At 50.8% G+C, this 12,907-nt stretch carries 10 protein-coding genes and 1 riboswitch; of the genes, 5 read left to right on the forward strand and 5 right to left on the reverse strand.

All coding sequences use genetic code 11. The features are described from left to right. Window positions 1–215 precede the first annotated feature (215 nt). From VN23_RS07220 to VN23_RS07240, 5 genes are all read right to left on the reverse strand, one after another. On the reverse strand, window positions 216–770 hold the full coding sequence (locus VN23_RS07220; protein WP_046353010.1) for a hypoxanthine-guanine phosphoribosyltransferase: 555 nt from the start codon (window positions 768–770) through the stop codon (window positions 216–218). 102 nt (window positions 771–872) lie between these two features. Continuing rightward, on the reverse strand, window positions 873–1,433 hold the full coding sequence (locus VN23_RS07225) for an adenine phosphoribosyltransferase (RefSeq protein WP_046353009.1): 561 nt from the start codon (window positions 1,431–1,433) through the stop codon (window positions 873–875). Between the two features lie 113 nt (window positions 1,434–1,546). After that, window positions 1,547–2,839, reverse strand: a complete 1,293-nt coding sequence (locus tag VN23_RS07230) for an NCS2 family permease (RefSeq protein ID WP_046353008.1) — start codon at window positions 2,837–2,839, stop codon at window positions 1,547–1,549. Window positions 2,840–2,940: 101 nt separating this feature from the next. Further along, on the reverse strand, window positions 2,941–3,507 hold the full coding sequence (locus VN23_RS07235) for a TMEM165/GDT1 family protein (RefSeq protein ID WP_046353124.1): 567 nt from the start codon (window positions 3,505–3,507) through the stop codon (window positions 2,941–2,943). 88 nt (window positions 3,508–3,595) lie between these two features. Beyond that, a riboswitch (yybP-ykoY riboswitch) is annotated at window positions 3,596–3,727 on the reverse strand. A gap of 86 nt (window positions 3,728–3,813) precedes the next feature. Next, entirely contained in the window at window positions 3,814–4,290 is a 477-nt protein-coding gene (locus VN23_RS07240; RefSeq protein ID WP_046353007.1) for a low molecular weight protein-tyrosine-phosphatase, read from the reverse strand. A gap of 1,232 nt (window positions 4,291–5,522) precedes the next feature. Here VN23_RS07240 and VN23_RS07245 point away from each other — a divergent pair. The 5 genes from VN23_RS07245 to VN23_RS07265 all read left to right on the forward strand — a co-directional run bounded on the left by VN23_RS07245 (window position 5,523) and on the right by VN23_RS07265 (window position 12,868). Next, window positions 5,523–6,779: an MdfA family multidrug efflux MFS transporter gene (locus VN23_RS07245; RefSeq protein ID WP_046353006.1), complete on the forward strand. Its 1,257-nt coding sequence runs from the start codon at window positions 5,523–5,525 to the stop codon at window positions 6,777–6,779. A gap of 54 nt (window positions 6,780–6,833) precedes the next feature. Further along, the gene (locus tag VN23_RS07250; protein ID WP_046353005.1) at window positions 6,834–7,964 is read left to right on the forward strand and encodes a LuxE/PaaK family acyltransferase; all 1,131 of its coding nucleotides are present in this window, start codon (window positions 6,834–6,836) and stop codon (window positions 7,962–7,964) included. Between the two features lie 2 nt (window positions 7,965–7,966). Then, window positions 7,967–10,408 (forward strand): acyl-CoA reductase, encoded by a 2,442-nt coding sequence (locus tag VN23_RS07255; RefSeq protein ID WP_046353004.1) that lies wholly within the window; start codon window positions 7,967–7,969, stop codon window positions 10,406–10,408. Between the two features lie 241 nt (window positions 10,409–10,649). Continuing rightward, entirely contained in the window at window positions 10,650–11,927 is a 1,278-nt protein-coding gene (locus tag VN23_RS07260; RefSeq protein WP_046353003.1) for a phenylacetate--CoA ligase family protein, read from the forward strand. Next, a complete protein-coding gene (locus VN23_RS07265) occupies window positions 11,924–12,868 on the forward strand; it encodes a GNAT family N-acetyltransferase (RefSeq protein ID WP_046353002.1) in 945 nt (314 codons plus the stop codon). Before VN23_RS07260 ends, VN23_RS07265 begins: the two co-directional genes overlap by 4 nt. Window positions 12,869–12,907 lie beyond the last annotated feature (39 nt).

Consider the following 12,907-nt stretch of genomic DNA (forward strand, 5'->3'; position numbering starts at 1 on the left):
CTTCCTAATAAAGTAAGAGTAGATCAAAGCGCGCTATTAATAAGCCATCGAAAGGCAAAGACTTATTTATCCGCACAATCAAAATAACCCGCTCACCCCACAGGGCTTGCGGCAAATACAAGCAGACAACACAAAACCAGTAAATTACGCCTGCAAAAAAGCCCTTATTTACTCAGCGTAAATAAGGGCTTTTAAAATCAACCAACCGCACAATATTACATGCCTTGTACCGCATAAATGGCCAGCGTATTGCGCCAATAGCCTTGGTAATCCATACCACAACCAAATAAGAAGCGATCTTCTACTTCCAGGCCCACATAATCCGCAGCCACACCCACCGCTTTACGATCATGTTTTTTATCCACCAGCACAGCAACGCGTACTTCTTTTGCGCCTTGTTCACGGCAATATTCCAAGATGGCTGCCAGTGTATGACCCTCATCAAGAATATCGTCCACGATCACCACAACACGACCTTTCATGCTTTCTTGTGGTTTTACTTTCCAATCCAGCATGCCGCCACTAGTTTCTTTGCGATAACGCGTGGCATGCATATAAGACACTTCGAGAGGGAAGCGTAAGCGTGGCAATAAATGCCCTGACACAATCAAGCCACCATTCATAACGGTGTAAACAATCGGATTGGCGTATTGCAAATCAGCGGTCATTGCCACCGCCATACGATCCAGCGCAGCCAGCACTTCGGCCTCGCTGTGCAGGCAATCCGAATTATCAATAATGGTTTGGGCTTCAGGGAGTTCTAGGGTCACGATAGCGTACCTCTTCTTCAAATGATTTAAATAATTCAAATAAAAACGGGCAGGCACTGTTTGGATTTAACGTAACAAACACAGCGCCGCCACGACACATCTTTAATGACCTGCGTAATCGCAAACAGTAAACAGAGGGATACCCTGCTCACGTACGATTTTTGATCCACCCAATTCAGGCAAATCAACAATAGCAGCTGCTTCAACAATAGTTGCACCAAGGCGGTTTAACAGCTTAGCTGCCGCCACCATGGTACCGCCTGTTGCCACCAAATCATCAATCAGCAAAACACGGTCGCCTTTTTTACAGGCATCGGTATGAATCTCAACTGTGGCCGAGCCGTATTCCAGCTCGTATTCTTCTGCCACTGTTAAAAAGGGCAATTTGCCTTTTTTGCGCACGGGCACAAAGCCCAAGTTTAATTCATAGGCCACTACCGCACCCAGAATAAAACCACGCGCATCCACACCGGCCACCATGTCTAAATCCATATCCATATAGCGATGCACAAAGATATCGACCAAGACACGAAAGGTTTTTTTATCTTGCAATAAAGGCGTGATGTCACGGAACTGCACGCCAGCCTGCGGCCAATCAGGCACAGTACGGATGCGATCCCGAATATAATCCGCGTAAGGCGGCTCAGCTTGCAATAAGCTCATTGAATATTTCCCTTAGCCAAAAGCGGCAAATTTAACGCGCTGTACGAATACGGCCCCAAATACAATCTGCATAAGGTGATTCTGCCTGCAATAAGCTCATCAAATCTTTCCCTTTAACCAAAGGCTGCAAATTTAACCAGCCACAGCGCAGTAATAATCAACACGGCGGGGCTCAGGTCTTTATAGCGGCCTGCCAACACTTTAATCGCAGCGTAGCTAATAAAACCAAAGGCAATCCCGTCAGCAATCGAATAGGTAAATGGCATGCCAACTGCAGTAATCACGGCAGGCGCGGCTTCGGTAATATCATCCCAATCAATTTCGGCCAAACCACGCGCCATCAAAACGGCCACATAGCAAAGCGCGGGCGCTGTGGCATAAGCGGGCACAGTACCTGCCAATGGTGCAACAAACAGCGCGGCCAAAAACAAGATCGCAACGACTAAGCTAGTCAGACCCGTGCGGCCGCCTGCTGCAACGCCTGCCGCTGATTCAACATAGGCGGTTACACTCGAAGTACCCAAGGCAGCCCCTACCATAATGGCAGAAGAATCAGCGAACAGCGCTTTCTTTAAACGTGGCAGTTTGCCATCTTTATCCAGCAAACCAGAGCGATGAGAAACGCCGACTAAAGTGCCGGTAGTATCAAACAAATCAACAAAGAAGAAAATAAACACCACACCCAGAAGGCCCGCATTCAGCGCACTTTTAATATCCATTTGCATAAAGGTCGGTGCAATCGACGGTGGCGGTGAAAACACACCTTTGAATTCGGTTAAGCCGAATAAAATCGACAGCAGCGTTACACCTAATACGCCAATAATAATCGCGCCTTTTACTTTACGGTATTCAAGCGCCGCAATTAAAAAGAAGCCCAATACGGCTAATAATGTGCTTGGTGCATGGATATCACCCAATTGCACCATGGTCACGGGCGAAGCGGTAATCAGCCCAGCGCTTTTGAGCCCAATAATAGCCAGAAACAATCCCACACCGGCAGAAATAGCTAGCTTTAAAGAATGCGGAATGGCATTCACCAGTACTTCACGCAATTTAAACGAGGAAACCAGCACAAAAACCACGCCAGAAATAAACACCGCACCCAGCGCAGTTTGCCAAGGCACACCCATGCCTTTAACCACAGCAAAGGTAAAATAAGCATTCAAACCCATACCTGGGGCTAGCGCAATCGGGTAATTAGCCAAAAGCGCCATCACGGCAGTACCAAAAGCCGCAGCCAAACAGGTCGCCACAAACACGGCATTAAAATCCATACCGGTTTGCGCCAGAATGGCCGGATTAACAAAAATAATATAGGCCATGGTTAAAAACGTTGTAAAACCCGCGATCACTTCGGTTTTAACGTTAGTACCGTGTTCTTTTAGTTTGAACAATGCTTCGAGCATGAGCCCATTTCCCCGTTAAATAAAAACAAATAAGCCGGAGCGTATTGATGCAATCTAAATAGAAAACAAAAATACATTCCGACTTTCGCACGCTTAAAAAATCAACTACCCACACCAGACAAAGCCAATACACCCAACAGAGCAAAAACGGCTGCGGCTACAAAACGTACATAACGCAGAATATGCATTCGGGCGGCAATCCACTTACCCACAAAAACGGCAGGCACATCGGCAATCATCATGCCGACCGTTGTACCGGCAACCACCGCCCACAAAGGCTGATATTTCAGCGCCAACGCCACAGTGGCCACTTGCGTTTTATCGCCAATCTCAGCCAAAAAGAAAGCTAAAGTTGTAGCAATAAATGCGCCATAAGGCTTGATTTGCGCCTCTTCTTCGCCCATTTCATCAGGCACCAGTGCCCAGGCGGCAATCGCTAAAAAGCCCAAACCAATCACCCAGCGCAAAACAAGGGGCGAAATCATACCTGCTACCTGCTGGCCGATCCAACCGGCAGCAAAGTGATTCAGTACAGTCGCAACAAAGATACCCAAGATAATGGGCAAAGGACGGCGAAAGCGTGCGGCCAGAATTAACGCAAGTAATTGCGTTTTATCGCCAATTTCGGCGATGGCGACAACGCCAGTAGAAATAAGAAAGGTATCAATCATCGAGTCGTGTTTCCGGGGCGGGCAGGATAGAGGTCGCACAGCATTGCCCACCCCGGGAAATGCTGAACGAACCTCAGGTCTTGTCAAGTTGATCAATATTCTGTGTTCAGAACACCGCCCCAACCGAATACGCCATGAATCAAACGATCCAAGTATGTTGACGTACTCCCCGCAAACCGTTCTTTCAAACTCGTTGCAGGCGACTACTCCCCCGAAGACCAAAGCGCGGATTTTAACCACCCCGTATGCATGCTGCAATCCCAGATTACAAAAACCGCATATACAAACTACTATTTACATGTATCAAATGGCCGTTTTGATATGATTTAGCAGTGCTTCACACCCCGCCTCAACCTGATCTAACACCGTCTCAAATCCAGCTGTGCCGCCATAGTAAGGATCTAACACCTCGTTTTGAGCAGGCACAGGAGCAAAGGATAAAAATAATTTCACCCGTGATTGATATTCTGGCGGGCATTGCCGCTGTAAATCCCTTAAATGACCATTATCCATCGCCAAAATCAAATCAAACTCAGCAAAATCGCTCTGCTGCACGCTGCGGGCGCGCAAAAAAGACAAATCAAAACCGCGTTTTTTAGCATGACTTTGCGAACGTCGATCTGGCGGCTCCCCAATGTGATAATCCTGTGTACCGGCAGAATCCACCTCAATGGCATGGCTTAGCCCCGCAGCCTCTACCATTTGCCGCATCACCCCATCTGCAGTGGGGCTTCTACAAATGTTGCCAGTGCATACAAAAATAACTTTAATTTTTTTCATTAAAATCAACCAATTCGAAAAAAAACATTAAAAAAACAATCAATTACCATAAATATAAAATGGAGGACATTTGGGCATACTCATTATGCCCTGCCCTAATTTTAAAACAATAATATGTGGTGTTTTTACACCGTTTGGACCAGCAAATTAGATCGAATCATCTCCTGAATGATTGACCGTTTGCTGGCGCAAAGATACCAATGCAGCTTTAAATCTCTAATAGAAGATTATGTTAAACCGCCTGCAAACAGTCGCTAAAGTTGGGTTGATTACAGAGTACAACAGTCGATATTGAGATTTGCACAATCGGCTACATCCAAATGCAAGATTAGGTGATGCTGCCTTGCAGATGCTTGCAGGAGAATATGGGCTTCAGACAAAAACTGACACAACAGTAATTTAATCCGTCAGCAATGCATACTCAACTCCCCCACTTTTGGCTTCATTACTCCCTTGGCACTAATTGTGCTAACTATATTCCAAAAGAAAACATAAAAATGATTGACTCATTTTTATACTATAAATCAATAGCTTAAATTTTAAATTGTTGATTTATAGTATTTTACAAAAGTTCAAAAAAAACATTCGTGCAACTTAAAACTGTAACGATGCGTCAGTAAGCGGTAAATATTTACCTAGTTTAATTACTTGTATATACAATAAAATTGTAATTATTTATAAGAATATGATCGTACTTCAACACAAAAATTGAAATAACAGGGTCTTTTTAGCTGAGAAATAATTCAAGAAACACCAGTTCACTTCAAAGAGAACAGAACTTAATCAGACTTGTAATCTAGGATCCGCCCAAGACACAACCGTGAAAGACGCCTTCGGTATCGGCCACGCAATACACCTGAGAAACGTAATCAGCGGTGCATTAGAAATCTCGCTCAGTCGCTTCGACGCACTTTCAGAAACCCCCCGCACACAATCTGGGGCACTTCTAGAAAATGAAGTGAAACGGCGATCAAAGACTTCGATAACTTTGATCGTAGCTATTTCACTAGAGGACTCGGCCCCCATTCGCGTGATCATCATTCAAGCATGTTTTGTTGCCCTTTTTTCATGGTTTGGATGGGTGTTTTGTAGCCCATAGCCGTTTAAAAAGTAGCTAAGGAAATTTGTCTATTTGTAGCTTCGTCATTTTTCTGCAGCATCTTTCTAGACTTTCTCCATAAGAAAGTCTACCGATTAAACACACAGATTAACTTAACTAAATTGTTGGCTCGATGTCTTCCTTTACCCGCTCGCTCTTACCGATTTCCTCCCGTCAGGCGCTGTTTTTTTGTTTGCTACTCGCCACATTTGAACTGCTGACCTATGTCGGTAGCGATATTGTGATGCCCGCCATGTTGTATGTGGTTGCAGACCTCAATGCCCCCGTTAGCCATGTACCCATAGCGCTGAACGCCTATTTGCTGGGCGGCGTCGCCTTCCAATGGCTTATCGGCCCCTTGTCGGATCGTTTTGGCCGTCGCCCATTGTTGTTGATTGGCGCAATCCTGTTTGCCGTGGCCTGTCTGATCACGCCCTTGGTAAGCGGCATCTATGTATTCAACGCGTTACGCTTTATTCAGGGCATTGCGCTGGGCTTTGTAGTGGTGGTGAGTTACCCCGCGCTACAAGAGTCCTTTCAGGAAACCGATGCGGTTCGCCTTATGGCGTTGTTGGCCAATATCGCCTTGCTGTCGCCATTATTAGGCCCATTACTGGGCAGTATGCTGCTGGAGGTTTTGACGTGGCGCACACTGTTTGTTGGCGTGGGCCTATGTGCCGTTTTAGCCTTGATCGGGCTGTGGTTTTTTATGCCTGAAACCATAGGCGTTACGCGTAAAGATGGCAGTCGGCTTGAGCCAGCGCCGCTTAATCTGGCAAGCATTTTGGCAAGTTACCGTGAGCTACTGGGCAATGCTCGCTTTATGCACGGCAGCTTGGCGCTGGGGCTCATCAGCATCCCATTGATTGGCTGGATCGGCCTTGCACCTTTACTGATGATGAATAATCTGGGGCTGAGCTCTATTGCCTACGGCCTGTGGCAGTTGCCGATTTTTGGTGGCTTGATTGCCGGCAATCTGGCGTTAAATTATCTGGTTGCCCGCTTTGAACTTGATGCACTGATTCGCTTATCGCTATGGCCTATTTTTGGGGGCTTACTCTTGATGCTGGGAGCCACCTTGGTCACCGGCCACTTATTGGCGTTAGTGCTGGGCTTAACGATCTACGCCTTTGGCATGGGCATTTGCAACGCCACGCTTTACCGGCAGACCTTGTTTGCCAGCGAGAGTGGCAAAGGCACTGTTGCCGCCATGTTGGGGATGATTTCTGTCGCCACTATCGGCCTAGGCAGTTCGGCGCTTGCGGTATTGGGTGCGGGTACCAGCCTTGCTGCTTTCGCCATCGCGACCAGTATTAGTGCGGGTTTGGCGCTCTGGCCACTGTGGTGCTTGCTTAAGCGTCCGCCTATGACTGCCGCCGTTACGATTTAATTTTTAACTACCCCCTTCCGCTTTTGTTTATTTATCTTGCCTAGGAAATCATTTGTGGCCTCACTCGTCCATGTCGATGCGCTGTGCGCCATCGAATCCCCCTATCGTACCGATGCCGCGTGCGATCAGCTATTTAACGCAGCAATGCGCGAGCTCACTGAATATCATTGCGATGAGTCGCCAGGCTACGCCCAATGGTTAGCGTCCAATGGATGGGATAAGGCGAAGCTAGAAAACGTGAACGATTGGTCGAGTTTGCCTCCATTGTTTGCCAATTATTTCAAGCGCCGCTTGGTGTTGAGCAAAGCGGGTGAAGAAGCGTTGGAGTTGACGTCATCGGGCACCAGCGGCCAAAAAAGCCGCATGCGCTATGACGAGCGCAGCCTGGGTGCCGCCCAAGCAATGGTTGACCGCATCTTCAAGCTATACGGCTGGAATACGCCCGATGCACCCTGCAATTATCTGTTGTTGAGTTACGAGCCTGCTGGCGCAATCACCCTCGGCACGGCCTATACCGACCAGTTTCTGTGTAAATACGCGCCAATCAACCGAGCGGTGTATGCATTGCGGCATAACGGCCACGGTAACGAGTTCGACCCGTTTGGGGTGATTCGGGCCTTGCAAGAGTTTGCTGAGGAAGGCCTGCCAGTACGTATCTTTGGCTTTCCTGCATTTTTGTGGTTTGCGCTCGAACGCATGCGGGAAATGGGCTATCCGGCACTGAAGCTACACCCAGATTCATTGGTATTTCTGGGCGGCGGCTGGAAGACCCACGCCGACCAAGCCATCCCTAAAACCATGCTGTATCAACGCCTGGGTGAGCAACTTGGCATTCCGGACGTGCGCTGCCGGGATGGCTATGGCGCGGTGGAACACCCAGTGCCCTACATCGAATGCCCGAACCATCGCTTCCACATTCCCAGCTATGCACGCGCCTATATCCGCCACCCGGCAACCTTGGACACACAACCATACGGCGCAAGGGGCTTTTTGCATTTCGTATCTCCCTATATCACATCGAGCCCTGCCCACAGCGTGGTCATGAGTGACTTGGCCATCTTGCATCCGGGCCACGATTGCGGCTGCGGCATCGAAACCGACTGGTTTGAACTACTGGGGCGCGCCGGCACCAGCAAAAGCCGCAGCTGTGCACTGGCGGCATCTGAATTGATCAAGGAATCCTAAACATGTATCTCGTACAAGGCACCCTCATAAGCCAAACTGAGGCGGGCGACGTCTTGGCGTCGTTACAAAAACGGCTGCCAACGACGCTGGCACAGCGGCTGGATAGCGAAACGGTATTGGCTTGTGCTGAAAGTTTTGCCCAATGGGTATTAAACGATAGCGACGCGCTGGATCTGGACACCGAAAGCCGCACTGCGCTGCACGGCTTCTGCCGGCGTGATGCCTTGGCAACCAAGCTAGCCCGAGAGTTGGGTGAAGCGCCATTTTCGCTACGCCGCATTGATTACCGTAGCCCGCATTACGAAAGCTGGCGGCCGCTAGGACTGGTAGTACATATCACGCCAGCCAATTCGGCCTTGCTGCCTTTCTTCGCCATGTTAGAAAGCTTGTTGGTTGGCAACGTCAACTGGCTACGCCCAAGCAGCAGCGATAAGGGACGCACCGCTACGCTGTTGGCAGCATTCCTTCGCCATGACCGCACTGGCACATTGGCAGATTATCTTGCCGTATTGCCTTGGCCCAATACTGATCTGGCTAGCCTGTTCAGCAGGGCTGATGCAGTGTCTGCTTGGGGAGGAGAAGCAGCACTGAGCGCTATTCGGCAGCAATTACCCGCCGGCTGCCGCTGGATAGACTGGGGGCACCGCATCAGCTTTGCGTATGTAGTGCCCGGCGCTGCAAGCAAGGCGCAGCTCGATGCCGTAGCCGATGAAGTTTGTCGCTTTGACCAACAGGCGTGCTCCAGCCCGCAATGCATATTGGTGGATAGCGAAGACCCTGCCGTATTACGGGAAGTAGGCGAGCAGTTGGCCAAAGCACTCACACGCCGTGCCCAGCAATGGCCTGGATTAATCCCTAGCGAGCAAGAGTCTGCCGAAATCAGCACCCAGCTTGCGTTCGCACGGCTTGATCAAAGCTTCTCCGATATACCAGGGCATGTTTGGCAGGGTGAGGGGTGGCGCATTATTTGGGCACAAACAGCCGCCTTGGTGACGTCGCCATTATTTCGCACAGTACAGCTACGGCCAGTACCACGAGCACAGTTGGTAGGGACACTGCAAACCTGGCGTACCCGGCTGCAAACCTGCGGTCTAGTAGCACATGACCATGATTTGGCACAATTGAGCCAGATGTTGCTGGCCGCCGGTGTTAGCCGTGTGACGTCTGTGAGTGCGATGCACGATGGGTATGAAGGCGAGCCGCATGACGGTGTGTATGCCTTGACTCGGCTGACGCGCCGGGTGTCGGTGAGCTTTGCTGCGGATGCGCTGCCGCACCACGTCACGCTTGACCACCTTCCAGCGGAGCCAGAAGGTTTGGTTGCACAGCCGATTATGGATAAGGTTGCTTTCCAGCAAACGCCAATGACCTCGAATGCCCAACTGTTCTTCCGTAGTGGCGGCAGCAGCGGCAAGCCCAAACTAGCAGGTTTCAGCTATCGCGATTATCACCGGCAAATGCAAGCGGCAGCAGATGGCTTGTTTGCAGCGGGCCTTGATCCGGCAAACGATCGAGTCATGAATTTGCTCTACGGCGGCAACCTGTATGGCGGCTTATTAAGCTTTTTCACCATTTTGGATAAATTGTCAGCGGTGCATTTCCCTATGGGCGGCCCGAGCGACGACGATTACAGCGAAATTGCCCAGCTAATTATCGACCAGCGTGTCAATACGCTCATTGGTATGCCCGGTACGATTCACCATTTGTTTGTGCAGGAAGAGGCTAGGCTGCGGGCTTACGGCGGTATCCAGAAGATCATGTTGGGCGGCGAGCACTTAAATCCGCAACAACGTGAGTTCTTGGCCGGATTTGGTGTGTCGATGATCCGTTCAGCCATTTATGGCTCCGTTGATGCCGGCCCATTGGGCCACAGCTGTGCTGATTCGCCCGACGGCGTATTCCATCTATTGGCCGATACCCAGTGGCTAGAAATTGTTGATACCGAGCAAGACCAAGCCGCAGCGCCAGGTGTAGCTGGCCGCTTGTTATTTACCTCCCGTGCACGCGAGGGGCAGGCGGTGACACGTTATGACCTCGGTGATTTGGGCCGTTGGGTGACGGGCCCGTGTGAATGCGGATTACCCGCGCCGCGATTCGAGCTATGTGGTCGGCACGGCCAGTTGCTGCGGGTGGGGACCCTCTTTTTCAATCCTACGCTCAGCGCTAAAGCAATCGGCGTGCCGCTACAATTCTTGATTAACTACACCGCCAGCGGCAGAGAGCATCTCGTGGTACAGGTAGAGGGTGATGTTGAACAGGTCCGCCAGTATTTACAACACAGCGAGCTGGGAGAGGTCCTGAATAATGGGCTACTAGAGATGGAGGTGATCCATAAATTGTCGACGGATTTCCAACGTCATCCGCAAAGTGGCAAAACACCTTTAGTGCTGGACCAGCGGCAGCCCGTATTAAGCAACACTGCCGAGCCTGCGGGCGCCACTTAACCCGCCTGTAAGTTGCAATGTACAGAGCTGAGTTTGCCTCTCCACTGGGTAGCAATGCCTAGATGGAGCGCGCAGACCAGTTTAGACCCGCCCCAGCCTTGGCTGCACCCCCTTAGAACAACCGCATCACAACAGGCCATCTGGCCTGTAAAAATGAGCGCAACAACAAGCTGCCATTTCGCCCTTTCTGCTGACGGATGCATGGGCAAAGTGGATTAATGACTTGCAGGAAGCTATACAAATGACCCTTCTCATAGAACAGCTCGTGCAGTACGCACGCCAACACTCCCCTTTCTATGCAGCGCTGTATCGAGACATCCCCCGTTCTGGTTGGCAACTACACGATTTGCCGCTCATCGACCCAGCGTTGTATTGGCAGCAGTCGCAAACATTGTCGTCATGGCCGGTACTGACGGGGCCCATCATTGACGGCCATGTTTTTCAAACTGGGGGATCAACCGGTACTGGCAAGCTATCGGTGTATTCCCGTGAAGAGTGGCGTGATTTTGTGCGTGCTTTTGGCCAAGGAATAGGCTCGCAACTCACCCCAGGCGACCGAGTGGCCAATTTGTTCTTTGCGGGCGATTTATACACCAGCTTCTTATTTATTCATGGTGCTTTGGCGCACTCACCCGTACCCGTCTGCGAATACCCTTTTACCGGTGCGGTTGAGACCACGCCACTGGCTCAGGCAATTGAGACCCATCAAATCAATGTGCTGGCTGGTGTGCCCGCCCAACTATTGCGTTTCGCTAGCCAACTGCTCGAGCGCGGGCAGGTACTCACCAGCGTTACGCTGGTTCTATATGGCGGCGAAAGCTTGTTTGAAGAGCAACTGTCTATGCTGTCGCTGGTCTTGCCGAATGCCCGTTACGCCTCGGTGGGCTGCGCCAGTGTCGATGCGGGCTTGATTGGCGCAAGCACCCCGGACTGCTTGTTGGGTGAGCACCATGTATTCGATGGTGATGCCCTAGTGGAAATCATCGATGAAACCACGGGCGAGCCCATTGAGGAGGTCGGTCAGACAGGGGTGTTGGTCGTGACCAATCTGCAACGGCGATTGATGCCGCTGATTCGTTATCCAACCGGGGACTTGGCTGTTTGGTGTGAACCGACCGACACCAAGAAACGCAAGTTCGCACTCCGTGGCCGCGCCAGTCAGGGCTATCGTGTCCGGCTGGGTACGTTCTCGCTATTCCCCGAAGAAATTGGTGGCATTGTGAAAACGCATTTAGGCCTAGCGTCTTGGCAGTTGTTGCTTGCCCGCGCTGACGGCATGGACAGTTTGACGCTGCGGGTTGCTCCGGATGGCGGCTTGAGCAGCGCCGTAAAAGGGGCGCTTTATACCGCACTATTGGAGAAGTACCCAGCGATTAATATCTTGTCACAGAGAGACCTGCTGCGCTTTGATATCGCTTGCCACACGGCTCACAATCTGACATTTCATCCTCGCTCAGGCAAGTTGTTACGGGTGGTGGACGAGCGCTCCTATGTAATTCAAACGGAGCAGCCAGCATGAGTAAATGGAACAAGCTTGCCGTTTCGGTCCGCAGTTTCGTACCAGAAGATGCCGACAAAGTGAGCGCCCTATTTCGCACGGTGTATGGCGACTGCTATGTATATCCGGATGTTTATCTGCCTTCAATGATCTGTCGCAATAACGAACAACAGCAGTGGCATTCGGTTGTGGCCTGCATAGAAGGCCAAATTGTGGGCCATGCCGTACTGTGGATGCATAAGGATTGCCCAGATAGTGCCGAGCTAGCGCTCAATATTGTTCACCCTAGCGCACGCGGCATGGGTATTGCCACAACGCTGGGAGCTTACTTGCGAGACTATGCACGGGAATGCGGCCTGCGTACCTTAACCATTAAACAGGTCTCGTCCCATGCACAAAGCCAGCGTTTGGCTCAGACACTGGGTTTCCAAACAACGGGTTTGCTATTGGACTATGTGGCGTCCCCGTTCGGCAACGAGTGGCGTGAAAGCGTGGTACTGGGGTGCCTACCTTTGCAGCCCTCTCCTTTGCCGGCCTTACCGTGGCCTTTATCCTGCCGAGACTGGCTAGGCCCTATCGAGCAAAGTTTCGGCACGCATTCCCTGATGAATCCCACTGCCACTCCCACCCCGATGGCGGTAGCAAGCCATGAGCATCGAATTGAGGTGACACTGACTGACTTGCACCCCGACAATGTGGATGAAGTAGCGCACATGCCTAAGAAGCGCCTGATTTATCTCCGGATGCGCCTAGATCAACATACGCCAGCAGCCATGCAACAGCTGCGTCGCGCAGGTTTTGCATATGCCGGTTTTATGCCTGGCCCCGCTCAGGGGTGGTATGGCCTGATGCAGCGTGGCTACAAGGCGCATAAGCTGGAATTATGCTGCCCGATAGCCAGAAAACTATACCAGGGCAGCCTTAAACAGCATGCAGAAATTCTGATGGGTGCACGCTCGTAGCAGGCTACTGAGCATCCCATGGATCATGGCAATGCAGCG

The organism is Janthinobacterium sp. B9-8 (assembly GCF_000969645.2).
GTDB lineage: Bacteria > Pseudomonadota > Gammaproteobacteria > Burkholderiales > Chitinibacteraceae > Iodobacter.

Coding starts and splice junctions, on each gene's coding strand:
- VN23_RS07225 (WP_046353009.1), bottom strand. CDS start 1,433: ATGAGCTTATTGCAAGCTGAGCCGCCTTACGCGGATTATATTCGGGAT.
- VN23_RS07230 (WP_046353008.1), bottom strand. CDS start 2,839: ATGCTCGAAGCATTGTTCAAACTAAAAGAACACGGTACTAACGTTAAA.
- VN23_RS07240 (WP_046353007.1), bottom strand. CDS start 4,290: ATGAAAAAAATTAAAGTTATTTTTGTATGCACTGGCAACATTTGTAGA.
- VN23_RS07245 (WP_046353006.1), top strand. CDS start 5,523: ATGTCTTCCTTTACCCGCTCGCTCTTACCGATTTCCTCCCGTCAGGCG.
- VN23_RS07255 (WP_046353004.1), top strand. CDS start 7,967: ATGTATCTCGTACAAGGCACCCTCATAAGCCAAACTGAGGCGGGCGAC.
- VN23_RS07260 (WP_046353003.1), top strand. CDS start 10,650: ATGACCCTTCTCATAGAACAGCTCGTGCAGTACGCACGCCAACACTCC.
- VN23_RS07265 (WP_046353002.1), top strand. CDS start 11,924: ATGAGTAAATGGAACAAGCTTGCCGTTTCGGTCCGCAGTTTCGTACCA.